Source organism: Atopomonas hussainii, assembly GCF_900109735.1.
Classification (GTDB): Bacteria; Pseudomonadota; Gammaproteobacteria; order Pseudomonadales; family Pseudomonadaceae; genus Atopomonas; species Atopomonas hussainii.
This window is the reverse complement of record NZ_FOAS01000001.1, coordinates 329,866-352,666: the sequence shown is the minus strand read 5'-3', so window position 1 is coordinate 352,666 and position 22,801 is coordinate 329,866. Positions and strand designations below refer to the sequence as shown.

The window sequence follows — 22,801 nt, the reverse complement described above, 5'->3', positions numbered from 1 at the left end:
TAGCCCAGCCACACTGAAAGTATGTGATAAGGGGGAAGGCCGATGAAATCATGCGATGTGGTGTTGCTGGGTGCCGGGCACGCGCACTTGGGCGTGCTGCGCCTGTGGGCTGCCGGCCAGCGCCCGCCGGGGCGCATTGTGTTGATAAGCCCGCAGCCGTATGCGTGGTACTCGGGCATGTTGCCGGGGCTACTCAGTTGGCGTTATCAGGCGGAGGATTGCCGCATTGCGCTGGAGCCTTTGTGCCAAGCCGCCGAAGTGGAGTTAGTCAGCGGCAATGTTGAGCACCTCGATGCGCGGCAGAGTTTGGTGCACTTAGACAGCGGGCAGCTGGTTAAAGGGCGTTTTATTTCGGTCAATTTGGGTGGGCAAACGCGTCTGCCGCCGCTGCAAAACCCCACGCTGGATATCCTCAGTGTGAAGCCGTTTAGTCAGTTTTTAGCCGGCTGGCATCGCTGGCAGCAAGAAGGTCATAGGTCGTTAGCGATTATTGGCGGCGGCCCGGCCGCCGTGGAGTTAGCGCTGGCGCTGAGCAATCAACCGGTTGGCCAAGAGTTAGCGCTGATCTGCCAAGGCGAACTGTTAAGCCAACATCCGCCCGGTTTGCGCCAGCGGGTGCGGCGCTTGCTGGCGTTGCAGGCAGTGGAGCTACGCGAGCACAGCCAAGTGGAGTGCGTGCAAGGCGATAGTGTGCGCGTGGCCGGCGGGCGCAGCCTGCCCTACGAGCGCCTAATCATGGCCACCGGCAGTGCGCCGCTAAGCTGCTGGCAAAGCAGCGGGCTGGCGTTAGATAAGCAGGGTTTTATCAGCGTTAACCCGCAGTTGCAGGCACTGCACCACAAACACATCTTCGCCGTGGGTGATAGCGCCAGCTTGCCCGGCGCGACGCGTAATGGCGTGTATGCGGTGCGCATGGGCCCAGTGCTAGCGGCCAACTTAAGCGCCAGCCTGAAAGACAAGCCACTGCAAGCCTACAAACCGCAGGCGCAAAGCTTGGCCTTGTTGTCGGATGGCAGCGGCGGCGCCTTGCTCAGTTGGCATGGCTTGAGTGCCAGTGGCCGTTGGGTGGGTTGGTGGAAGCACTGGCTCGATCAGCGCTTTATGCAGCGTCATCGCATCGCCGGCTTGCCCGCTTAGCAGACGCTTCGTCGTAAGAACTGAATCTGCGTTCATTTTCCGTCATAATGCCGGCCACGGCGTCTATTCAGGCGCCCTCTGGCAGTTCATCTGAGGATTCATGCCCATGTGGTACAACGGTTTGCTCGACCTTTCTGGTTGGCAATTAGTGCTGGTCATCCTGGCGCTGACGCACGTCACCATCGTCAGTGTGACGGTTTATCTGCACCGCTACTCGGCGCACCGCGCGCTGGATTTGCACCCGGCTTTGCAGCATTTCTTCCGTTTTTGGCTATGGATGACCACCGGACAAAACACCCGCGAGTGGACCGCGATTCACCGTAAGCACCACGCCAAGTGCGAAACCAGTGAAGACCCACACAGCCCGCAAGTGCTGGGTTTGATGACCGTGCTACGCCGCGGCGCCGAGCTGTACCGCGACGAGGCCAACAACCAGCAAACACTGGAAACCTACGGCAAAAACTGCCCCGATGACTGGATCGAGCGTAACGTCTACAGCCGTTACACCTTCGGCGGTATCGTGCTGATGGCGATCATCGACCTCGCCCTGTTCGGCGTACTGGGCATGACCGTATGGGCCGTGCAGATGATGTGGATTCCCTTCTGGGCCGCCGGGGTTATCAACGGCATTGGCCACTTCTTCGGCTACCGTAATTTTGAATGCAGCGATGCGGCCACCAACATTAGCCCGTGGGGCATCTTGATTGGCGGCGAAGAGCTGCATAACAACCACCACACCTACCCCAACTCGGCCAAGCTGTCGGTCAAGCCGTGGGAGTTCGATTTGGGCTGGGCCTACATTCGCCTATTCAGCGCGCTGGGCTTAGCCACCGTGAAGCGCACCACGCCGATTGCCCACCGTGTGGAAGGCAAAAACAGCCTTGATCTGGATACTGTTATGGCGATTGCCAACAACCGTTTTCAGGTCATGGCCGAGTTCCGACGTACTGTGATTGCGCCTATGGTGCAGGCAGAAAAAACTCGCCTAGAAAGCAAGTTCAGCGGGATTGGCCGCAGTGCCAAACGCCTGCTGGCGCGCGAAACCAGCCTGCTCGATGCACGGCACAAAATGCGTTTAGAAACCCTGTTTAGCCGCAGCGATGCGCTCAAGCAGGTGTACGAAAAGCGCCTAGCCCTGCAAACCATCTGGACCGAGCGCCGCAACAACGCCCACGAGATGCTCGAAGCCCTGCGCCAGTGGATTGCCGAGGCCGAAGCCAGCGGCAACCAAGCGCTGCAAGCGTTTGCCGAGCAACTGAAGAGCTACTCGCTGCGCCCGGCCATGCAGCCGGCCTAAGGCGTGGCTCGCGCCATTAGCGAGCCAGCCCATGATAGCCCTTTGCAATAAGCCCACTTTTTAGTGGGCTTTTTTGTTCTTTCAGTCAGCCACGGCCCTGCCGCTAGACTGGGGTAACTCATTGCTGGGCATACCCCGTTGCAACCGGAGTCCAGCACAGCCAAGGAAGCGAATACGCGGGACAGGTGTTCTATGGTGGTAGGCAAAGACCACCGCGCAAGTCAGCCAGCAACCACTGACAGTGCGGCGCAACTTGGCCAGTCGCTGCATAGCGTAGAGCTGCAGCTACTGGTACGGCAGCTGAATATTCTCAACCGCTTGCTCGCTACGGTGCCGTCGGTGTTATGGGTGTTTGACCCCAACGCCGAGCGGGTGTTGTACGTCAGCCCCGCCTATGAAGAGGTCTTTGGCTTACCGCTCGGCCAAGTGTTGGAAGACTGCGAGCATTGGTACTCCGTGGTGCATGCCGACGACGTAGCCGCCCTCAAGGCCAGCGTTAAGCGCACCATCGAGCATGGCGAAACCCAAGAACAGGAATATCGCATTCTGCGCGACGGCAAGCTGCGCTGGATTCGCGACCGCAGCTATTTAAGTGCCGACGATGACGACGGCCGCCCGCTGGTGGTCGGCATCGCCGAAGACATCACCGAAAACAAACACCTGCACTGCGAGCTGGAACGCTTGGCCACCGAAGATGGCTTAACCCAGTGCCAAAACCGCAATCACTTTATGCGCTGTGCCGGCTTTGAGCTGACACGCGCACAAGAGAATGGCTTGCCGCTGGGCTTTTTGATGCTCGATGTCGATGACTTCAAACAGATCAACGATGAGCACGGCCACCAAGTCGGCGACCAAGTATTGCGTCAGCTGGCCGAATGCGGACGGCATGTGCTGCGCCGTGGCGACCCGTTTGGCCGCGTGGGTGGTGAGGAATTTGCCGCGGTGTTGGTCAATTGCCCACCGGCACAAGGACGGCAAATTGCCGAGCGCTTGCGCGATGCCATCAGCGTATTAACAGTGAAAAGCCTGCAAGGCCCAGTGCAGATCACCGCCAGTATCGGCCTATGCTGGCTGCGCCCCGGTGATTATCTCGATGGCCTGTATCGCCGTGCCGATCAAGCCATGTATGCGGCGAAAAGTGCCGGCAAGAACTGCATTATCGAGTGCCATTAAGCCCGCAAACCCTCTGCCTGCCTGCGTGCTGGCGATGCTGATCGCCAGTCACTATTTCCCGCGCCTGCCTAATAGCTAATCCGTCTTTCAAGGGCCATGGTGCGGGCAAAAGCTGAACTATCGTTGACTTTGCCGTGCTGCATGGCGGCCCCTGTTTCCCCGTTGTACTCAGTGGATACAGGCTGGCCGATGGTCTGGCCAGCCCTCGCATAACAAGAACATGAGGGACTCTCACATGCGTTTGCCTAGGCAATCTCACTCCTTGCTCGCCGCCCTAAGCCTGTCGTTGCTGTGTGCCGTGCCCGCCCACGCGGAGCTTGGCGACTACAACTTCTGGACCACCCTGAAACACCTCACCTCGCCGCCCAAGGCGGATAACAAGGTCAGCGCCGCGCAGCGTGTTGGCCCGTACCCGATGCTGGCCAACCCGTCGGGCTTCCCCAGCAGCTTTAAGCCGGGCCTGTATTGGAGCTGGCAGAAGGTCGAAATGGCGCCGCAAACCGGCGCGGTGTGTGGTGATGGCTCGCCGTATAAGTTCTTCGTTAACCGCGTGCCCAACACCAGCAACACGATTATCTATTTAGAAGGCGGCGGCGCGTGTTGGGACTACGCCAGTTGCAGCGGGCAAAGCGGCATTCGTGGTGCGCGTAACCCCAACGGCATCCCGGATAACTACATGAGCTTGCTCAACCCCGGCGCCAGCCTAGTCAGCCCATTTGTGGTGCGCCTGCACCCGTGGACGCGCACCAAAAGCCAGAACTGGAACATGGTCTATGTGCCCTACTGCACCGGCGATATTTACGCTGGCGACAAGGTGGCGGTGTACCCCAACCCCAGTGATGCGGCCAAGCCCCTGGTGTGGCACCACAACGGTTTGCGCAATATGCGCGCGACCTTGGGTTGGTTAAAAGACAACCTGCAACGCCCAGCGCAGTTGCTCACCACAGGTTGCAGTGCCGGTGGCGCCGGCAGCCTGAATAACTACGCGGCGATTCGCCAAGACATGGCGCCGAATAAGGGTTATCTGATCAACGACTCGGGGCCGATCTTCACCGCGCTGGCTAATGGCAGCAATCAGGACTACCCCTCCAAACCGCTGCAAGCGCTGATTCGTGGCGCCTGGGGGTTGGACAGTGGCCCGCTGGGGTATTTGCAGAGTCGCCTACCGGGCTTCAACCCCAATGACTTGGGCACCCTGTATTCGGCGCTGTCCAGTCATCTGCCCAGCGACCGCTTAGGCCATACGCATTTCTGGCAAGACCAGAACTATTCGGGCTACTCCTACGAGCGCTTCTACGGCGACATCATCAACGCGCCGGACCAAGCCACTAAGGAGGCGCGCATCACCGCCCGCTGGAGTGTGGATACCGGTCGGCTGAAAACCCAGTTAGCGAGCCTGAATAACTTTGGTGGGTATTTCCCGCAGTACCGCGCGGTGAATGAAAGCCACTGCACCACCATCATCGAGTTCGCCAACGCGGATATTCAGGAGCAAAACCTGCAACTGGATAACTTCGTCAATAACGTACTCGAAGGCTCAGGCCCGGTGCTCTCGGCCAGCGAAAGCAGCGATGCCGCCGACCGCGCCAAGCCGTTTAACTTGCTTTACTACCTGCTCAATCAATTGCTCTGAGGCGCGTTCTGCGAGGTGCCGCTGGCTTGTGCCAGCGCTGCCTCGCGGGCGCTTTGCAGGCGCTGACGGAGGTATTCGTCACGGCTTACGCCTAAGGGCAAGGCCGCTTCGTTCATGGCCATCACCTCGCTGACGATTTCGCTTTCTTGGCTTTTATACAGGACGAAGGCTTGTGCCTCGACGGCGTCTTTTAGGCCGGCCTGCACCCGCTCGGCACTGCGCTGCCGGTAGCGCGCCACTAAGGCATCGGCGGCGGCTTTCTGGCTGGCTTCATCGCCGCCACGGGCTTCGATCAGGGCGAGATCCAATAACAGCGCTTCATTGAGCGCCAGTTCGCCACGGCCCTCGCGCTCGGCAATCGCTGCGGCGAACGCCTCAATTTGTGCATCCCGCTGCGCTTCGCTGAGCTGTTTGGCTTCGCTTAAAAAGCTGCGCAGGCGGGTGGCAAAGGCCAAGTTGTCTTGGTAGTGCTGGGTTTCTGGTGCGTTTAATAGCGCTTGTTGCTCGGCACTTAAGGCGTCTTCTGGCTGTGCGGGGTTTGCGCTGTTGGCAGGCATTGCTGTGGCCGCTGGCGCGTTGTTGGGCGTCGCCGCTGGGGTGTTGGCGGTGTACAGCCACCAGCCGCTGCTGCCGAGCACTAGGCCAGCGGTTAAGGTAACGAGGGCACGAGCGAGTGGTGTTTTAAGCGGGGTCATCGGTCTTCCTTGTGCAGCGCAGCGCAATGCCGGTGGGCTTAGTCTAGGCTCAGAAACAGGGCACAGCGAATCATCAACACAGGTGCTAGGGATTAGCGATGCACACTTTCAGGATGTTATTGGTCGGTATGCTGCTCGGCGCTGTGGGGCATGCCAGCGCTAGTCAAGCCACGGCGCCACTGCGGGTGGTAACGGCCGATGGTCCGCCGCATATGAGTGCGGCCACGCAAACTGGTTTAGATATCGACATTGCCCGTGCCGCCTTGGCGCGTGCCGGTCACGCCGTCACCCTTAACTTTATGCCGCTGAACCGTGCGTTTGCCTCGCTGCAGGCGGGCAAGGCCGATGTCATGCTGCCGTACTTTAATCAGCCGCAAGAGGGCCTGTACCTCTCGCAGCCGTATCTGCATTACCGGCCAACGGTATTTGCTCACGCAAATGCTAAAGAGGTGCGGGTCAGCACGTTAAGCGACTTGGCGCGTTATCGGGTGGCTACCTTTCAAGGTGCACGTGGCTATTTTGGCCCAGAGTTTGTCGCCGCCGTCGAGCAGTCGCCGGACTACAGCGAAGTGCAAAACATGGGTTCGCTGGTGGATATGTTGGGTTTTAAACGGGTGCAAGTGGTGGTGTTGGATTACTGGATTTTCCAGCATTACTACCGCGACAAGCGCCATAGCTACCCATTGCGCGCGTTAGAAGAGGTGATCCCGGCGGTGCCGGCGGTGGCGGTATTTAACGACCGCGCTTTGCGCGATGCCTTCGACCGAGGCTTAGGGATGCTTAAAGAGACCGGCGAGTATGAAACCTTGCTGGTGTATTACCAGCGCCATTAAGGCGCCTCCGGTTTAATCGGCGCCTACTGCACTTAAGCTGTTCAGCCGGTAAGCCGCGCAAACGTCGCTAAGGTTTTCACCACCAGTTTGCCCTGCTGCACTACTTCCGCCTCCAGCACTAAGGTGCGTTTGCCGCTGTGCAGGATGCGCGCGTGGCAGTCCACGCTGCCATCGGCTACGGGGCGGATAAAGTTCAGCTTGCACTCCACCGTTACGCACGGCTCGGCCTCGCCAAAGCGCTCGAAGCAGGCCAGGCCCATGGCGGTGTCGGCCAGCGCCATCAGTGCGCCGCCGTGCAGCATGCCGGAGAGGTTGCGCAGCGCAGGCGTCACCGTCATGCGCAGGTGGGTGGTGCCCTCCTGCGCGGCCAACACCTCGATACCGAGGTGCTGGCTAAACGGGCTGCCGACAAAGCCGGCGGGCAGGCTCACTTTTTCAGCTGCTTGGCGTTAGCAAACAGCGCGGCCATGGCGTTGTTAGCCGGAGCCGCTTGTTGCTTAGGCGCCGCAGCGCGGGCGTTGCCTTGGCCACGACCACGTTGGCCGCCGCGTTGGCCTTCGACCTTCTCGCCGGGGGTGTCGTCCATGCGCATCGACAGGGCGATACGCTGGCGGGGGATGTCCACCTCCAGCACCTTGACGCGCACTACGTCACCGGCTTTGACCACTTCGCGCGGGTCCTTCACAAAGGTGTGCGACAGCGCGCTGATGTGCACCAGGCCGTCTTGATGCACGCCGATGTCCACAAACGCGCCGAAGTTGGTCACGTTGGTCACCACGCCTTCCAGCTGCATACCGAGCTTTAAGTCGTGCAGGGTTTCCACGCCGTCTTGGAAGCTGGCGGTTTTAAACTCAGGGCGCGGGTCGCGGCCGGGTTTATCCAGTTCTTTGAGGATGTCGGTGACGGTGGGCAAACCGAAGGTTTCATCGGTGAACTTAGCCGGATCCAGACGCTTCAAGAAGCTCGAATCACCCAACAGGCCGCGCACATCGCGGCTGGTATCGGCGGCAATGCGCTGCACCACCGGGTAGGCTTCCGGGTGCACGCCGGAGGCATCCAGCGGGTTGTCGCCGTTCATCACGCGCAAGAAGCCCGCCGCTTGCTCGAAGGTTTTCTCGCCCAAACGCGCTACTTTGAGCAGCTCGGCGCGGTTGTTAAACGCGCCGTGGGCATCGCGGTGGGCGACGATGTTCTGCGCCAGCGTGGCATTCAGGCCCGAGATACGCGCCAGCAGCGGCGCGGAGGCCATGTTGACGTCCACGCCGACGGCGTTCACGCAGTCTTCCACCACCGCATCCAGCGAGCGGGCCAGTTTTAACTGCGACACATCGTGCTGGTACTGGCCCACGCCGATGGCCTTGGGCTCGATCTTCACCAGCTCGGCGAGCGGGTCTTGCAGGCGGCGGGCAATCGACACCGCACCACGCAGCGACACATCCAGCTCGGGGAATTCCTTGGCGGCCAATTCCGAGGCGGAATACACCGAAGCGCCGGCTTCGCTGACCATGATCTTGGTCAGGCCCAAGCCCGGCACTTTTTTGATCAGTTCGGCGGCCAGCTTGTCGGTTTCGCGGCTGGCGGTGCCGTTGCCGATGGCGATCAGTTCGACACCGTGTTTGGCGCACAGCTTGGCCAATACCGCGAGGGCTTCATCCCAACGATTGCTCGGCGCGTGCGGGTAGATGGTGGCGGTGTCGAGCAGCTTGCCGGTGTTATCGACAATCGCCACCTTGCAGCCGGTGCGCAGTCCAGGGTCCAGGCCCAGGGTGGCGCGCGGGCCAGCCGGGGCGGCAAGCAGCAGGTCTTTCAGGTTGCTGGCAAACACGCGAATCGCTTCGTCTTCGGCGGCTTCACGCAGCTCACCGAGCAGCTCGGTTTCTAGGTGGGTGTAGAGCTTAACTTTCCACGTCCAGCGCACCACGTCGCTCAGCCATTTGTCGGCAGCGCGGCCTTGGTTGGCGATACCCACGTGGCTGGCGATGATCGGCTCGGCCGGGTGGGCCACGCCCGGTGCTTCGTCACCGACTTTCAGGGTGACGCTCAAGATGCCCTCGTTGCGACCCCGGAAAATCGCCAGCGCGCGGTGCGACGGCACGCCTTTAAAGGCTTCGTCGTGCTCGAAATAGTCTTGGAACTTAGCGCCTTCGCTTTCTTTGCCGGGGCTGACGCGGGCGGTAAGGGTGGCGTCTTGCTTGAGCAGGCGGCGCAGCTTGTCGATCAGCGCGGCGTCTTCGGCAAAGCGCTCCATCAAGATATAGCGCGCGCCTTCCAGCGCGGCCTTCACATCGGCCACGCCTTGCTCGGCATTCACAAAACCGGCAGCGAGGGCTTCCGGGTCTTGCGTCGGGTCATCGAACAGGCTGTCGGCCAGCGGGCCGAGGCCGGCTTCCAGGGCGATCTGGCCCTTGGTGCGACGCTTGGGTTTGTAGGGCAGGTAGAGGTCTTCGAGGCGGGTTTTGGTGTCCGCGCCGTTGATCTCGCGGGCCAGCTCCGGGCTCAGTTTGCCTTGCTCGTCGATGCTGGCGAGGATCGCCGCGCGGCGCTCTTCCAGCTCGCGCAAATAGCGCAGCCGCTCTTCTAAGTGGCGCAGCTGGGTGTCATCCAAGCTCCCGGTCACTTCCTTGCGGTAACGGGCGATAAACGGCACGGTGGAGCCTTCATCGAGCAGGGCCACGGCGGCCTGCACTTGTGGTTGACGTACGCCAAGTTCCTCGGCGATGCGCTGGGCAATACTGATCATGCGGCGGCTAAACTCTAAGCGATTGAAAACGCTCGATTATAACCAGCGGGGCGGCGAGCGCGAGCCGCATGGCCAAGGCTTGTGTAAAGTCTTGCAAAGATTGCGCACTGGGCCGACCGCCGGCACTGGGCCACAATGCCACGTCTGAAAAGGGAGAACAGCCAATGACTGAGGTGACCCCGGTAGAAAACGGCAAAATTCTGGTCGTGGACGACGATGCCCGACTGCGCCGTTTGCTGGAGCGTTTTCTAGAAGAACAAGGCTTTAGCGTGCGCGCGGTGGAGAACACCGAGCACATGAACCGCATGCTCGAACGCGAGCACTTTAATTTGGTGGTGCTGGATTTAATGATGCCCGGCGAAGACGGCATCAGCGCCTGCGCGCGTCTGCGCGCCGAAGGCAACCCGATTCCGGTGATTATGCTCACCGCCAAAGGCGATGAAGGCAGCCGTATCGAGGGCCTAGAAACCGGCGCCGATGATTATCTGCCCAAACCCTTTAACCCGCGCGAGCTGCTGGCGCGGATTAAAGCCGTGCTACGTCGCCAAGCGCCCAGCGTGCCCGGCGCGCCGGTGAATGAAGAAGCCGAAGTGAGCTTTGGTGATTACCGCCTCGACTTAAGCACCCGCCAGCTGCACAAAGGCGACGAGGTGAGCATGCTCACCAGCGGCGAATACGCGGTGCTGAAAACCCTGGTGCAGCATCCGCGTGAGCCACTCTCGCGCGACAAGCTGATGCAGCTAGCGCGCGGCCGCGAGTGGGACGCGCTGGAGCGCTCCATCGATGTGCAGATCTCCCGTCTGCGCCGCATGATCGAGGTCGACCCGTCTAAGCCGCGCTATATCCAAACCGTGTGGGGCGTGGGCTACGTGTTTGTTCCGGACGGCACTAAGTCGTGACGGCGAATTGGCTGCCGCGCAGCATCTTCGCGCGCACCTTGCTGTTGATGCTGGTGGTGGTGCTGCTCTCCAAGGTGCTGACCTTTCTGTATTTGTGGGCCAATGAAGATGCCTTGGTCGATCGCCATTACAGCGTGAATACCGCCCGGGTGATCAAAAGTTATTGGGCCACCGATGCCGAAGACCGCGAGGGGCTACTCAAGGCGCTGGATATGCGCACCGTGGATGACGCCGGTGTGCCAGATGGCGAATACCACTGGCCGTACAACGACATCTTCCAGCGCCAGTTAGAAGAAGCCCTCGGCGGCCCGGCAGAAGTGATTCTGCGCGTGGCCAACGAAAGCCGCATGTTGGTACGCGCGCCACAGCTGGGCCCGCAGTGGCTGGAGTTTCCCTTATCGCCGCACCCGCTGCGTGGCAAACGGGTGTGGAATATCTTGGGCTGGCTGGCGGTGATTGGCTTGGCCTCGACCTTATCCGCGTGGTTCTTGGTCAACCAGCTGCTGCGCCCGTTTGAAAAGCTCAAACAAGCCGCCGGCGCCGTTGGGCATGGCGGCAAGATGCAGCTCAACTTAGGGCGCGAGCCCAGCGAGATGACCGAAGTCTATGAAGCCTTTAACCGCATGAGCGACAGCATCGACCAAGCCGCGCTTGAGCGCGAACTGATGCTGGCGGGGGTTTCCCATGACTTGCGCACACCACTAACGCGCATGCGTTTAGCGCTGGAATTGGGCGCGGTCGATGACCCAGAAATGCAGGACGACATGATCCGCGATATCGAGGACATGAACGAAATCCTCGACCAGTTCATCGCCTTTATCCGCGACGGCCGTGATGAAAGCGAAGAGTCGGTCGACCTTAACCTGCTGGTCAGCGAGGTGGTCGCCGGCTTTAACCAGCGCGAGCAATGCGTAAGCCTCAAGCAAGAGGAGATTCCCCTGCTACCGCTACGCCGCGTGGCCTGTAAACGCATGCTCAGCAACTTAGTCGGTAACGCGCTGAAGTACGGCGGTAAAGCCGTGGAGGTGCGCACCTTCACCGAGCAAGACAGCGTGCTGCGCTTCAGCGCTGTGGTCAGCGTGGTGGACCGTGGCCCCGGGGTGACGGAAGACGATATCGAGCGGCTGTTCCAGCCCTTTGCCCGGGGTGATCAGTCGCGTGGTTCTAGCCAAGGCTCCGGACTGGGCCTGTCGATTGTGCGGCGCATCGCGCAATTGCATGGCGGCAGCGTAGAGCTGAAAAACCGCCAAGGCGGCGGTTTAGAGGCTCGGCTGCGATTGCCCTTGCCGCTAGAAGATTAACGCCGCGCCCCGGCCACGGGCTTAAGCGTGGCCGGGGGCGCATCCAAGCGCGCTGCTTTTAGCGCACCTTCACCACGACTTTGCCCACCGCCTTGCGCTGGCCTAAGGCGTTGATCGCTGCGGCGTAGTCTTCTAGGCCGTAGGTTTGCGACACCAGCGGCTTAATCTGCCCTTTGGCGTACATGGCGAACAGTTCTTGGAAGTTGGCCAAGTTGGCTTCTGGCTCGCGCTGGGTGAAGGCACCCCAGAACACGCCTACCACACTGGCGCCCTTTAACAGGGTGAGGTTGATCGGTAGCTCTGGAATGCGCCCGCTGGCAAAGCCCACCACCAGCAAACGGCCACGCCAGTTGAGGGTGCGTACGGCTTCATCGAACAGGTCGCCGCCTACCGGGTCGTAAATCACATCCACACCTTGGCCGTTGGTGAGCTTGCGCACCGCGTCTTTCAGGCTGGTTTCGCTGTAGTTGATCAGCTCGTCGGCACCGGCGTTTTTCGCCACCTCGAGTTTTTCCGCACTGCTGGCGGCGGCAATCACCCGCGCGCCCATGGCTTTGCCGATTTCCACCGCAGCCAGCCCCACGCCGCCGCTGGCGCCGAGCACCAGCAAGGTTTCCCCGGCTTGCAGATTGGCGCGCTGCTTAAGCGCATGCATTGAGGTGCCATAGGTCATGCTAAAGGCCGCGGCGGTGGCGTAGTCCATCGCATCGGGCATCGGCAGCACGTTGTAGCCGGGCACTGCCACTTGTTCGGCAAAGCTGCCCCAGCCGGTTAAGGCCATCACCCGGTCGCCGGGTTTCAGGTGGCTGACTTTCTCGCCGACTTCGGCCACCACGCCTGCAGCCTCACCACCGGGCGAGAATGGGAACGGCGGCTTGAATTGGTATTTGCCTTCGATAATCAGCGTATCGGGAAAGTTAACCCCGGCGGCATGCACATCTAAGAGGATTTCATTTTTCTTGATGGTGGGGCTGGCGACGTCTTCCAACACCAGATCTTCAGCAGGGCCAAAGGCTTTGCACAACACAGCTTTCATGCGGGGTCTCCCGGGTGTTCTTTTGCTTATCGAAGCAGTGTAGAAAGCGCAGCCTTGATCACAAGCAGCATCCTTGCGGCTGATAGCTAGGGCATCACGCGGATGATTGCTAGCGGCGCTGCCTTTTGCCGCCAGTGAGCAGGGCAGCTAAGCTTGCTGCAGTGCGAATCAATTGGCCGTTCGGCCCCCGGAGTGCTTTGTGAAAAAACTGACTGCCCTGTTGGCTGCCGCCTTATTAGCCCTCGCCATGCCCGTGCTGGCCGAGGAAGAAGAAGCCGCCGAAGGCGAAGCCCCACCCAAGCCCCAAGCGCAGTACGTGACCATGACCCCGGCGTTTGTCGGCAACTATGGCGTTGGCCCACGGATCAAGTTTTTTAAGGCCGAAGTGTCGTTGCGGGTGAGCAGCGACGAAGCCAAAGCCCAAGTCGAAGCCAACCAACCTTTGCTGCGCAACCAACTGGTGATGCTGTTTAACAGCCAACCTGATGAGGCCTTGGCCAGCGTCGAAGCCAAAGAAGCGCTGCGCAAACAGGCACTGGCCGAAGTGCAAAAAGCCTTAAAAGAAGAAACCGGCGCCGAGCAGGTGGAAGACTTGCTGTTTACCAACTTGATTGCGCAGTAACGCGCGCGAGTCTGTGGGACTACAAAAGCCCCGCCGGTTGAGCCGGCGGGGCTTTTTATTGCAGAAAAATCGCTGGGGAGCAGCGCCTGGTTAGGCGCTGACGCGTTGATGCAAGAGACGTTGCTGCTGGCCATCTTCCCAACCGGCATGCCATGCCGCAGCAGGTACTTCAGCAGGGTAGGGGCAGCGCGCCTGCGGACGCGTAAGACCGGCCATATACCCTTGTTGGTAAGCCTTGTTGAGGCTTTCCAAGCTCCACTCGGTTGAGACGTCAGGCACTGGCTGGGGTGCGTGTTCCTTCGCCATGGTAATGCCGTCGCGTTAGTGAATACGCGTTAAGCATAGCCCCGGCACAGCGCTGCACCGCGATGGCGATATAGTGGCTGTGACCTGTGTCACATTTCGCCAGCCAGCCTAAGACCAGTGGCCGCTAAGCCGGTATCAGCGGTGCCTGTCTTCGCTGGGCGTTGCTTAAAAAGCTCGGCAAATCAGCGTGTTGCTGCAGCTTAGTGGCAGTAGCGGCGGGCTTAAACGGATAGCGAATAAGCCCGCATGCACTTAGTGAACTTGCGCCACGTAGTCGGCAACAAAGCGATCCATGTCCACCGCCGGCTCGGCTTCCAGCGCGGCTTGCGCGGCCAGTGAGGCGGCGGCGCTGGCTTGGAATTGACTGTGCTGCGCAGGGGCCAGCGGCTGCTCGCGGTAATCCGCCGCATGCTGCGCGGCTTGCTGCCGGGCGAAGGTGAAGAAGGCGCAGTGCTCACGCTTGAGCTGGCTGAGCACCTTAGCCGAAGGCGTTAAGGCCGGGTCGGTCAGGCGCTGGCGCATGTGGCTAAGCGCTTCGTGATGGGCATGGCCGCCATAGGCGTGGTCCAGTGCTATCGCGCAGGCTTCCATGGCATCGAACAGGCATTCGCCCCAGTCGCGCAGGGTACGCGGGCGGCCGTTTTCGCTGAGCAATAAACCTGGGCGACGGCCTTCTTTCACGGTTAAGGCAAAGTTTGCGGTGCTTTCCCGGCATTCTTCACCGGTCATCGGCGGGCTTTCGTGCAGAGCGCAGAACAGCAAGAAGGTGTCGAGGAAATGCGCTTGCTGAGCATCGATGCCCAGCGGCAGAAAGGGGTTGATATCCAACAGACGCACTTCCACGTACTGCACGCCACGCCGGCCGAGTGCTTGCAGTGGGCGTTCGCCGCTAGCGGCGACGCGTTTGGGGCGAATGGTCGAGTAGTACTCGTTTTCGATCTGCAACAGGTTGGTGTTGAGCTGCTGCCATTGGCCGTTTTTCTTCGTGCCGATTGCCGCATAAGTGGGGTAAGGCGTGCTCACCGCATGGCGCAGGCTGTCGAGGTAGGTGTCCAGCTGGTCGTAACAAGGGGTGAGGCTCGACTGCGCGCTGTTTTGGTAGCCCAAATCACTCATCCGCAAGCTGGTGGCATACGGCAGGTACAAGGTGTGTTCGTCAAGCTGGTCAAGCCCGTGCGGGCGGCCTTGCAAGAAGCTGGCGCACACCGCTGGCGAGGCGCCAAACAGGTACATCAATAGCCAGCTGTAGCGGCGAAAGTTACGGATCAGATCGATATAGGCTTGCGATTGGTAGGCCTGCGGCGCGTCGTGATTGTCTTCGGCGCGTTGCAGCAGCGGCCACAGTTCATCGGGCAGCGAGAAGTTGTAGTGAATGCCGGCGATGCACTGCATGGCCTTGCCATAACGCACCGCCAAGCCTTGGCGGTAAATGGTTTTCAGCTGGCCGATGGGGCTGCTGCCATATTGGGCGATGGGGATATCCGCCTCGGCCGGCAGTTTGCACGGCATGGAGTGCGTCCACAGCAGCTCTTCGCCCAGCTCGGTGTAGGTGAAGCGTTGGATGTCATCCAGCTCGGCCAACGCGGCTTGCGGTGTGCTGTGCGCGGCGGTGATGAACTCCAGTAGGGCTTCCGAGTAATCCGTGGTGATCTGGCTGTGGGTCAGCGCCGAACCCAGTGCCTGCGGGTGTGGCGTCATGGCCAAGCTGCCATCGTGATTGATGCGCAAACTCTCTTTTTCTAAGCCGTGATGGCACTGCCGGAGTAGCTCAGGGGCTTGGGATTGCAGCAATGCGAGGCGCTGGGTGAGCAAGCTATGCACGGCGGAGTTCCTTAAACAGTATGAATGGCCACTATGGGGGCGCACTGCGACAAGCTCAAGGCTGGTGTGCGCTTGTGTGATTGACGGGTTTGCCGCGGCGGCGTTACAGCGTGCCTTAGCTGGCTGACGCTCGCGACACCGCTGGCCCTGCTGCAGTGCATGAGCGGAGGCCATTGTTAAGCAGTGCTTAAAGCACTTATTCGCTTGAGTGCATCGTTTCTCGGGCACTGAAATGGACAATGGCGTTACGCCCATCACGCCCGTTTTAGGAGTCTGGAAATGCACAAGACCACCCTCGCTCTTGCCGTAGCCTCTCTGGTGGCCGTACCGGCTTTGGCTGCCTTCAATGCTGAGCAGAAGCCTGCCACTGAACATACCAAGCAGTTCCAGAACGAATTACGCGCCTCGTTACCGTTTGCCGACCAGCAAGACTGGGCTCTGGCGCAGAAGGGCTTTATCGCCCGCGAAGAAAACCTCGAGATTAAAAACGCTGACGGCAAAGTGGTCTGGGAGCTGGGCAACTACCAATACCTGACCCTTGGTAAAGACTGGGACAGCATCCACCCGAGCATGCAGCGCCAAGCCGAGCTGAACCTCAAGCACGGCTTGTTCAAAGTGCGCGAAGGGGTTTATCAGGTGCGTGGTTACGACTTAGCGCACATCACCTTTATTCGCACTAAAACCGGTTGGGTGGTGCTCGACTCGCTGACCATTCCAGAAACCGCTCAAGCGGCGTATGCGCTGTTCAAGCAGCATGTGCAAGACGGCGATCTGCCGATTAAAGCGGTGATCTACTCGCACTCCCACGGTGATCACTTTGGCGGTGTGAAAGGGGTGATTTCGCAGGCCGACGTGGATGCCGGCAAGGTGCAAGTGATTGCCCCACGGCGCTTCTCCGACTTTGCCATCGCCGAGAACGTCTTGGCCGGTAACGTGATGGCCCGCCGGGTGCAGTTCCAGTACGGCAATACCTTAGCCAAGAGCGAGCTGGGCCAAGTCGATGCGGCGATCGGTAAGGGCGTGGCCAACGGCGGTTTGTCGCTGATTCTGCCCACCTATGAGGTCAATCAGGATGAAGAAACGCTGACCATCGACGGTGTCGAGTTCGTCTTGCAAAACGCCGACGACACCGAAGCACCGTCGGAAATGAACATCTACATCCCCAGCATCAAAACCTACTGGGGTGCCGAAACCACCGTGGCCGGCCTGCACAACATCTACACCCTGCGTGGCGCCTTCACCCGTGACGCACTGGCCTGGGCCAACGCCATCAACAAGGCGCTGTACTCTTTCGGTGGCGAAGCAGAAACCCTGATTGCCTCGCACGGTTGGCCGCGCTGGGGTAATGCACACATCCGCGATTACCTCGAAAAGCAGCGTGACATGTACGGCTACCTGCACGACGAAACCCTGCGCCTGATGAACCACGGCGTGAGCATCAGCGACATGCAAGATGAGTTCTGGGTGCCGCCGGTGCTGGCTAACGAGTGGTACCTGCGTGGCTACCACGGCTCTTACCACCGTAATGCCAAGGCCGTGGTGAACAAGTACATTGGCTACTTCGACATGGACCCGGCCACCCTGCTGCCGCTGGATAAGCAAGAAGCGGGTAAGCAGTACGTCGCGGCATTCGGCGTCGACGCCATCATGGCGGCCGGTAAAAAAGCCTACGACGAAGGCAACTACCGTTGGTGCGCCGAGATCGTCAACAAGGCGGTCATGGCCGATGGGAACAACATGCAGGCGCGCTATTTAGCCGCCGACTGCTACGAGCAGTTGGGCTACCAGAGCGAATCCTCCGGCGAGCGCAATACCTTCTTGGCCGGCGCCTTAGAGCTACGCCAAGGCGTGGTGAAGGCGGCAACGGTTAAAGCCGTAACGCCTGATGTGCTGGCGGCGATGCGCGTGGGCGACTTCTTGAACTTCATGGGCGTACGCCTGAATGGCCCGAAGGCCGCTGCGGATAACTTCGCGTTCAGCGCCACGCTGATCATGCCCGACGAAGGCAAGCAGTACGCGCTGGATCTGAAGAACGGCCGCCTATCGAACATCGAAGGGTTCGCCGCGCAGAACCCGACCTTCACCCTTGAACTGACTCGCGCCGACTTCACCCGCCTACTGACCAAGCAAGTCACCATGCAGGAGCTGCTCAAAACCGGTCAGGCCAAAGCCACTGGGCAAATCGAGGTGTTCGGCAAGCTGACCGCTTATCTGGATGACTTCGACGCCTTCTTCCCGATGGCCCTGCCGGTGGATCACAGCGGCTACAGCTACGGTAAGAGCAAGACCGGGGTATCGCCGATCAACCGTTAATCTCAACCGGCAACGCACCCCGCCAGCAACGTCGGCGGGGTTGGGTATGCCGCGTTGCAGGCTGCGTTTGTAAAGCACGGCTTAATCGAGTGTTACGGCTGACGCTGTGTTTCGCCGCCTAAGGCCTAGGCATCATGCAATCAAGCCATTGCTTAGCGAGGACAACACCATGTTGCGCCGACTCACCGCCCTATTGTTTAGCCTGTCATTCAGTGTACAAGCCGCACCGTTAGCGCTGGATTGGCTCGATCTGGTGCCCGCCGCTGAGCGCAATGCGCAAACCAGCCAGCCACTGTTGCTGCCAGCCCCGCACGAACAAATGCGCTTTGCGCAATCCATGGCGGGCAGCATGCGCGCAGAGCTCGACCAACAAACGGTGCAGCTCACCGGCTATGTAGTGCCTTTGGAGGGTGACTTTGAAACCGTCACCGAATTTCTCCTGGTACCCTTTGTCGGCGCTTGCGTGCATGTGCCGCCGCCACCGCCCAATCAACTCGTGCATGTGGTGTTTGAAAAAGGCGTTGCCGCCACCGCCCTGTGGGATGCCGTGGTGGTGGAAGGTGTGCTGAGTGTCGAGAACAGCGCCACCGACCTTGCCGAAACCGGCTACCAACTGCGCGGCCAACGTGTCTCCGTGCTTAAGCCTTGAGGAAACCGTCATGGGAAAATTTCGCCACGCTATTACCCGAACCGCTTTAGCCTGTGCCTTCACGGTGAGCACATTGAGCAGTGCCTGCGTGATGGATGGCGCCACCGATGGTGTCCTCAGCACCGTCCCGAAAGACACCTTCGCAGTGGCCAGCGCGATTAACCACGCCGTGCAGCAAGGCACCTTGCAACTGCTGCCGGCCTCGGCCAACCGCCTAACCATGGTGTTTTGGCAGTTGGAGAAGCAGCTACAGCGCCACTACCAAGGCGAGCAATTCAATGTCTACCTGTACGAGCTCAGCGGTAATCACTACATGCAGCTCAAAGCCGATGGTGAAACGCTCGAACTAATCGCCCACAACCCGCCAACCCGCGATGAGCTACTGGCCGACACGCCGCTGATCGTCAGCGATATCGACGTGCTGCAAGCCCTGCTGATGAAACGCCTAAGCTTTGCCGCTCTAGAGGAGCATGGCCTGTATGCCAGCCAAGGCAGCAGCCAAGGCGTGAATGCCGCCAAACAGCTGTTTGCGCGGAGTTTTAAAGGCTGAGAGGCACCCTAGATGCCTCTTGGATGAGCGGTAAGCGCCTAACCACTAAAACCGTTAAGCGTGCTGCAAATACCAGCGCCAATCCTGCTCGCCGACTTCGCCCATAAACTGGCGGTATTCGGCGAATTTAATCGCCAGATACACCCGCAAGAAGTCTTCGCCCAGCGCCTCTTTGGCCCAAGTCGATTGCGCCAAGCGGCTCAGTGCGCCGAGCCAGTCGGTGCTTAAGCTGTCGCGTACTTGCGCGTAGCCGTTGCCTTCGATGGCTGGGCCGGGGTCGAGCTGTTCGCGGATGCCCTTGTGCATGCCCGCCAGCAGCGCGGCGGCAGCCACGTAAGGGTTGGCATCGGCACCGCAAATGCGGTGTTCGATATGCCGACTATTGGGGTGCCCGCCCGGCACGCGGAACGACACCGTGCGGTTATTCACCCCCCAGCTTTTCGCCAGCGGCGCGTAGCTGTTGGCCTGAAAGCGGCGGTATGAGTTGGCGTGCGGGCAGAACAGCGCCAGCGCGTCGTCGAGGGTGGCCATCATCCCGGCAATGGCATGGCGCAGCAGCGGCGTGCCTTGTGGGTCGTCGCTAGCCATTAAGTTGTTGCCCTGTGCGTCGGCCAGGCTCACGTGCAGGTGCATGCCGCTACCGGCCAGATCGGCGAAGGGCTTGGCCATAAAGCAGGCGTCCATGCCGTGTTGGTTGGCCACGCCTTTGACTACGCGCTTGTAGCGCACGCCTTCGTCGATGGCTTGCAGCACGTCGTAGCGGTGTTCGAGGGTGATCTCGACTTGCCCCGGCGCGTATTCAGAAATCGTCGTGCGGGCCGGCAGGCCTTGGGCTTCGCAGGCGCGGTACAGGTCATTCAAGAAGCCTTGCAGCTGTTCTAATTCGAGCACGCCATACACTTGGGTTTGCTGCGGGCGTTGGCCGTTACCTTGGCGGCCCGGTTGCGGGCGCTCATGCGGTTGGCGCTGTTGGTCGAGCAGGTAGAACTCCAACTCCACGGCCATCACCGGATGGTAGCCGTCGGCTTTCAGGCCGTCGGCAACGCGTGCCAGCAGCAGGCGTGGGTCAGCCACTGCGGCGGGCAGGCCGCGCTCGGGGTGCATGCAAACCTGTAGTTGCCCTGTGGGCTCGGCGCGCCAGGTTTGCAGGGTGAGGCTGCCGGGCAGCGGGTAAGTCCAGCAGTCGGCATCGCCGACTTCCCAGACTAAGCCAGTGTCTTCGACGTCTTCACCTTGAATGGTCAGGCCGAGAATTGTGCTGGGCAGCGGGCGGCCATCGCGGAACACCGCCAGCAGTTCGTCGCGGTGCAGCAGCTTGCCGCGTGGCACGCCGTTGGGGTCGATCAGAAACAGCTCGATATGCCGCACGTCAGGGTGCTGGGCGAGGAAGTCGAGGGCTTCCTGAGGATCGGCGAATTGCATGGTGAAGTCCTTGCTTTGCATTCCCCTCGCCCTTTGGGAGAGGGGCTAGGGGTGAGGATTGTTCAGGCGACGCTACTAAGCGGTATGTGTCGAGCTTCCCTCACCCCGGCCCTCTCCCTAAGGGAGAGGGGGCAAGAGCCGCCCGAGAACGGCTTACAGCCGCGCGCCGGGTATCGCCAGCAGGTCGCTAATGGCGCCGTCCAGCGTGCTGATCAGCTGATCCACATCGTGTTCACTGGTGCTCGGGCAGCACAGCGTCATGTTGTGGAACGGGGTGATCAGAATGCCGCGGTTGATCAGGTACAAGTGGATGGCCATCTGCAACTCGTCGTGGAAGGCGGCTTCGGCCTCGGCGCCGGTGCGCGGCGAGACGGGGCAGAACTGGAACTCGCTGCGCGCGCCTAGCTCAGTCACCGACCACTTAAGGTTGTGCTTGGCGATCAGGCTGCGGAAGCCATCGGCCAGCCGCTTAGCCAGCGGCAGCATGTGCTCGTAGGCGGCTTGGGTCATCACCTGTTCAAGGTTGGCGCGCATGCAGTGCATGGCCAGCGCATTGGCCGACAGCGTGGTGCCCATGCCGCTGTGGCCGTGACCGTGACTGTCTTGCTGCGCACTCTTGCGCGAGGCGGCCATGCGCTCGGCCATCTCGGCGCTACAGCCGAAGATGCCGCACGGCACGCCACCGGCGATCGGTTTGCCGACCACGAAGAAGTCCGGGTCGAGGTTCCACAGCTTGGTGCAGCCACCGATATTGGTGGAGATGGTGTGGGTCTCGTCGATGATCAGCAGCGCACCGTACTTGCGCGTCAGCTCGCGGCACTGCTGCATAAAGCCCGGCTCGGGCAGCACCATGCCGATGTTGGTCATCGCCGGCTCACAGAGCAGGGCGCAGACATCCCCCTTGGCTAGCGCGGCTTCCAGGGCGGCCACATCGTTAAAGGGAATGGCGCGGCTGTGCTCGGTAAGGTCGTAAGCCTGACCGACTAACCCCGAGCGGTGCACGGTGGCACCGTCGCGGCAGCGCACCATCACGTCGTCCACGGTGCCGTGGTAGCAGCCGTCGAACACCAGCAGGGTGTTCTTGCCGGTCACCGCACGGGCCCAGCGCAGCACGTAGCGGTTGGAATCGGTGGCGGTAGCGGTGACTTGCCAGTACGGCAAGCCGAAGCGCGCGGCCAGCAGCTCGCCGCAGACCACCGCATCTTCGCCGGGCAGCATGGTGGTCAAGCCGTTGTTAGCTTGCTCGGCAATGGCTTTGGCGACGGGGTCCGGCGAGTGGCCGAACATAGTGCCGGTGTCGCCCAGGCAGAAGTCGATGTACTCGTGGCCGTCCACATCATAAAAGCGCGCCCCTTTGGCGCGTTCGACGAACAGCGGGCAGGGGGTCGACCAGTCGGCCATCCAGTGCATCGGTACGCCGGCATACAGCGATTTGCGCGCGCGCTCGGCGAGCCGCACCGACTTGGGGTTGCGCTCGAGAAAGCGTGCGCGCTCACGAGCGGCAAAGGTTTCTACGGCGGCGGGGCTAATACCACTGGCAGTCATCACGGCCTCCCATCAGGGCGTTGTATATTTTGCACGCATTCTTGAATTTGTGATCACAAAAAGTCAATATGCCGCCCATCTACTCGATTAACACCCGGATCAACGCCAGCCAGCGCTCAAAAAAATGCACGACGACAGCGAAGCCAATCGGCAACTTCAGGTCTATCACGCCCTGCGCCAAGCGCTGCTGGATGGCGAATTACAGCCCGGCCAGCGGTTAAAAATCCGCGATTTGGCCGAGCACTACGCCGCCAGCACTATGCCGGTGCGCGCCGCGTTGCAGCGTTTGGTGGCCGAAGGCGCATTGCGCAGTGCACCGCAGCGTTCGGTACAGGTGCCGGTATTGCGTCGTGAGGAATACCAACAGTTACTCAGTGTGCGGTTAGCGCTGGAGCCCATGGCTGCCGCCCAAGCGTTACCGCGCTTAACCCCAGACGAGCGCGCGGCCTTGGGGGCATTGGTGCAGCGCATGGCCAGCGCGCTTAGCCAGCAGGATGCCGCCGGCTATCTGCGCGGCAATGCGGATTTTCACCTGCGCCTATACCGTGCCTGCGGCAATCCGGTGCTGCTGCGGCTGATCGAAGGCTTGTGGCTGCAAGTCGGCCCGGTGTTTACCCAGTTATTCAACGATCAACGCTTGCACGCCGGTCTGAATGCCGCGCACGAGGCGGCGTGGAAGGCGCTGCAAGCCGACGATAGCCCAGCCTTAGCCCGCGCCATTCACGATGACTTGGCCGACTGCGGCGAGCTACTGGCGCATTTGCTGCCTTAAGGCGTCCTTTAAACGTGCTGACTGATCAATAGACGGCAAGCTGCTTGCCTGTGCAGG

At 60.7% G+C, this 22,801-nt stretch carries 20 protein-coding genes; 12 read left to right on the top strand and 8 right to left on the bottom strand.

Going from position 1 to position 22,801, the window contains the following annotated elements; all coding sequences use genetic code 11:
* Positions 1–42: 42 nt before the first annotated feature.
* The 4 genes from BMX80_RS01640 (at position 43) to BMX80_RS01625 (ending at position 5,240) form a co-directional block, all read left to right on the top strand.
* Positions 43–1,137: an FAD-dependent oxidoreductase gene (locus BMX80_RS01640; RefSeq protein WP_071871459.1), complete on the top strand. Its 1,095-nt coding sequence runs from the start codon at positions 43–45 to the stop codon at positions 1,135–1,137.
* Between the two features lie 106 nt (positions 1,138–1,243).
* Positions 1,244–2,434, top strand: coding sequence for a DesA family fatty acid desaturase (locus BMX80_RS01635; protein ID WP_071871460.1), 1,191 nt, complete (start codon positions 1,244–1,246; stop codon positions 2,432–2,434).
* 192 nt (positions 2,435–2,626) lie between these two features.
* Positions 2,627–3,607, top strand: a complete 981-nt coding sequence (locus BMX80_RS01630) for a sensor domain-containing diguanylate cyclase (RefSeq protein ID WP_074864385.1) — start codon at positions 2,627–2,629, stop codon at positions 3,605–3,607.
* A 235-nt stretch (positions 3,608–3,842) separates the two neighbouring features.
* Positions 3,843–5,240 carry a pectin acetylesterase-family hydrolase gene (locus BMX80_RS01625; protein ID WP_074864383.1) on the top strand — a complete coding sequence of 466 codons (1,398 nt, stop codon included), beginning with the start codon at positions 3,843–3,845 and terminating at the stop codon, positions 5,238–5,240.
* On the opposite strand, the gene BMX80_RS01620 is transcribed toward BMX80_RS01625, so the two are convergent.
* Complete coding sequence (locus tag BMX80_RS01620) at positions 5,228–5,935, bottom strand: hypothetical protein (protein WP_083394199.1); 708 nt, start codon at positions 5,933–5,935, stop codon at positions 5,228–5,230. The genes BMX80_RS01625 and BMX80_RS01620 overlap by 13 nt on opposite strands.
* Positions 5,936–6,033: 98 nt before the next feature.
* Here BMX80_RS01620 and BMX80_RS01615 point away from each other — a divergent pair, with 98 nt between their 5' ends.
* Complete coding sequence (locus BMX80_RS01615; RefSeq protein ID WP_083394198.1) at positions 6,034–6,768, top strand: substrate-binding periplasmic protein; 735 nt, start codon at positions 6,034–6,036, stop codon at positions 6,766–6,768.
* A 41-nt stretch (positions 6,769–6,809) separates the two neighbouring features.
* Here BMX80_RS01615 and BMX80_RS01610 read toward each other — a convergent pair whose 3' ends face one another.
* Both BMX80_RS01610 and BMX80_RS01605 read right to left on the bottom strand, forming a co-directional pair.
* The gene (locus BMX80_RS01610; protein ID WP_074864381.1) at positions 6,810–7,199 is read right to left on the bottom strand and encodes a PaaI family thioesterase; all 390 of its coding nucleotides are present in this window, start codon (positions 7,197–7,199) and stop codon (positions 6,810–6,812) included.
* On the bottom strand, positions 7,196–9,508 hold the full coding sequence (locus BMX80_RS01605) for a Tex family protein (RefSeq protein ID WP_074864379.1): 2,313 nt from the start codon (positions 9,506–9,508) through the stop codon (positions 7,196–7,198). The genes BMX80_RS01610 and BMX80_RS01605 overlap by 4 nt, the downstream gene beginning before the upstream one ends.
* Before the next feature lie 164 nt (positions 9,509–9,672).
* On the opposite strand from BMX80_RS01605, the gene ompR reads away from it, so the two are divergent.
* On the top strand, positions 9,673–10,407 hold the full coding sequence (gene ompR, locus BMX80_RS01600) for an osmolarity response regulator transcription factor OmpR (protein WP_071871467.1): 735 nt from the start codon (positions 9,673–9,675) through the stop codon (positions 10,405–10,407).
* Between the two features lie 47 nt (positions 10,408–10,454).
* A complete protein-coding gene (locus BMX80_RS01595) occupies positions 10,455–11,708 on the top strand; it encodes an ATP-binding protein (protein ID WP_074864427.1) in 1,254 nt (417 codons plus the stop codon).
* A 58-nt stretch (positions 11,709–11,766) separates the two neighbouring features.
* Here BMX80_RS01595 and BMX80_RS01590 read toward each other — a convergent pair whose 3' ends face one another.
* Positions 11,767–12,744, bottom strand: a complete 978-nt coding sequence (locus BMX80_RS01590) for an NADPH:quinone oxidoreductase family protein (protein WP_071871468.1) — start codon at positions 12,742–12,744, stop codon at positions 11,767–11,769.
* Positions 12,745–12,991: 247 nt separating this feature from the next.
* Between BMX80_RS01590 and BMX80_RS01585 the strand changes: the two genes are divergently transcribed.
* Positions 12,992–13,366 carry a flagellar basal body-associated FliL family protein gene (locus BMX80_RS01585; RefSeq protein WP_235821587.1) on the top strand — a complete coding sequence of 125 codons (375 nt, stop codon included), beginning with the start codon at positions 12,992–12,994 and terminating at the stop codon, positions 13,364–13,366.
* Positions 13,367–13,456: 90 nt separating this feature from the next.
* Here BMX80_RS01585 and rmf read toward each other — a convergent pair whose 3' ends face one another.
* On the bottom strand, positions 13,457–13,672 hold the full coding sequence (rmf, locus tag BMX80_RS01580; RefSeq protein ID WP_074864375.1) for a ribosome modulation factor: 216 nt from the start codon (positions 13,670–13,672) through the stop codon (positions 13,457–13,459).
* A gap of 252 nt (positions 13,673–13,924) precedes the next feature.
* Positions 13,925–15,493 carry a glutamate--cysteine ligase gene (gene gshA / locus BMX80_RS01575; RefSeq protein ID WP_074864373.1) on the bottom strand — a complete coding sequence of 523 codons (1,569 nt, stop codon included), beginning with the start codon at positions 15,491–15,493 and terminating at the stop codon, positions 13,925–13,927.
* Between the two features lie 279 nt (positions 15,494–15,772).
* Between gshA and BMX80_RS01570 the strand changes: the two genes are divergently transcribed.
* The 3 genes from BMX80_RS01570 (at position 15,773) to BMX80_RS01560 (ending at position 19,005) form a co-directional block, all read left to right on the top strand.
* Complete coding sequence (locus BMX80_RS01570; RefSeq protein ID WP_074864371.1) at positions 15,773–17,806, top strand: alkyl/aryl-sulfatase; 2,034 nt, start codon at positions 15,773–15,775, stop codon at positions 17,804–17,806.
* Positions 17,807–17,975: 169 nt separating this feature from the next.
* On the top strand, positions 17,976–18,455 hold the full coding sequence (locus tag BMX80_RS01565; protein ID WP_074864369.1) for a DUF3299 domain-containing protein: 480 nt from the start codon (positions 17,976–17,978) through the stop codon (positions 18,453–18,455).
* A 10-nt stretch (positions 18,456–18,465) separates the two neighbouring features.
* Positions 18,466–19,005 (top strand): hypothetical protein, encoded by a 540-nt coding sequence (locus BMX80_RS01560; RefSeq protein ID WP_139213986.1) that lies wholly within the window; start codon positions 18,466–18,468, stop codon positions 19,003–19,005.
* A 54-nt stretch (positions 19,006–19,059) separates the two neighbouring features.
* Here the strand turns inward: BMX80_RS01560 and BMX80_RS01555 are convergent, their stop codons facing one another.
* Together BMX80_RS01555 and BMX80_RS01550 are read right to left on the bottom strand one after the other, a co-directional pair.
* Positions 19,060–20,427 carry a glutamine synthetase family protein gene (locus BMX80_RS01555; RefSeq protein ID WP_074864425.1) on the bottom strand — a complete coding sequence of 456 codons (1,368 nt, stop codon included), beginning with the start codon at positions 20,425–20,427 and terminating at the stop codon, positions 19,060–19,062.
* Positions 20,428–20,580: 153 nt separating this feature from the next.
* Complete coding sequence (locus tag BMX80_RS01550) at positions 20,581–21,972, bottom strand: aspartate aminotransferase family protein (protein ID WP_074864365.1); 1,392 nt, start codon at positions 21,970–21,972, stop codon at positions 20,581–20,583.
* 124 nt (positions 21,973–22,096) lie between these two features.
* Here BMX80_RS01550 and BMX80_RS01545 point away from each other — a divergent pair, with 124 nt between their 5' ends.
* A complete protein-coding gene (locus tag BMX80_RS01545) occupies positions 22,097–22,744 on the top strand; it encodes a GntR family transcriptional regulator (RefSeq protein WP_074864363.1) in 648 nt (215 codons plus the stop codon).
* Positions 22,745–22,801: the final 57 nt, after the last annotated feature.

Excerpts from the sequence above, each read along its gene's own strand:
- BMX80_RS01640 (WP_071871459.1), top strand. The coding sequence starts at position 43 with ATGAAATCATGCGATGTGGTGTTGCTGGGTGCCGGGCACGCGCACTTG.
- BMX80_RS01635 (WP_071871460.1), top strand. The coding sequence starts at position 1,244 with ATGTGGTACAACGGTTTGCTCGACCTTTCTGGTTGGCAATTAGTGCTG.
- BMX80_RS01630 (WP_074864385.1), top strand. The coding sequence starts at position 2,627 with ATGGTGGTAGGCAAAGACCACCGCGCAAGTCAGCCAGCAACCACTGAC.
- BMX80_RS01625 (WP_074864383.1), top strand. The coding sequence starts at position 3,843 with ATGCGTTTGCCTAGGCAATCTCACTCCTTGCTCGCCGCCCTAAGCCTG.
- BMX80_RS01620 (WP_083394199.1), bottom strand. The coding sequence starts at position 5,935 with ATGACCCCGCTTAAAACACCACTCGCTCGTGCCCTCGTTACCTTAACC.
- BMX80_RS01615 (WP_083394198.1), top strand. The coding sequence starts at position 6,034 with ATGCACACTTTCAGGATGTTATTGGTCGGTATGCTGCTCGGCGCTGTG.
- BMX80_RS01605 (WP_074864379.1), bottom strand. The coding sequence starts at position 9,508 with ATGATCAGTATTGCCCAGCGCATCGCCGAGGAACTTGGCGTACGTCAA.
- ompR (WP_071871467.1), top strand. The coding sequence starts at position 9,673 with ATGACTGAGGTGACCCCGGTAGAAAACGGCAAAATTCTGGTCGTGGAC.
- BMX80_RS01595 (WP_074864427.1), top strand. The coding sequence starts at position 10,455 with ATGCTGGTGGTGGTGCTGCTCTCCAAGGTGCTGACCTTTCTGTATTTG.
- BMX80_RS01590 (WP_071871468.1), bottom strand. The coding sequence starts at position 12,744 with ATGAAAGCTGTGTTGTGCAAAGCCTTTGGCCCTGCTGAAGATCTGGTG.
- BMX80_RS01585 (WP_235821587.1), top strand. The coding sequence starts at position 12,992 with ATGCCCGTGCTGGCCGAGGAAGAAGAAGCCGCCGAAGGCGAAGCCCCA.
- rmf (WP_074864375.1), bottom strand. The coding sequence starts at position 13,672 with ATGGCGAAGGAACACGCACCCCAGCCAGTGCCTGACGTCTCAACCGAG.
- BMX80_RS01570 (WP_074864371.1), top strand. The coding sequence starts at position 15,773 with ATGCACAAGACCACCCTCGCTCTTGCCGTAGCCTCTCTGGTGGCCGTA.
- BMX80_RS01565 (WP_074864369.1), top strand. The coding sequence starts at position 17,976 with ATGTTGCGCCGACTCACCGCCCTATTGTTTAGCCTGTCATTCAGTGTA.
- BMX80_RS01560 (WP_139213986.1), top strand. The coding sequence starts at position 18,466 with ATGGGAAAATTTCGCCACGCTATTACCCGAACCGCTTTAGCCTGTGCC.
- BMX80_RS01555 (WP_074864425.1), bottom strand. The coding sequence starts at position 20,427 with ATGCAATTCGCCGATCCTCAGGAAGCCCTCGACTTCCTCGCCCAGCAC.
- BMX80_RS01550 (WP_074864365.1), bottom strand. The coding sequence starts at position 21,972 with ATGACTGCCAGTGGTATTAGCCCCGCCGCCGTAGAAACCTTTGCCGCT.
- BMX80_RS01545 (WP_074864363.1), top strand. The coding sequence starts at position 22,097 with ATGCACGACGACAGCGAAGCCAATCGGCAACTTCAGGTCTATCACGCC.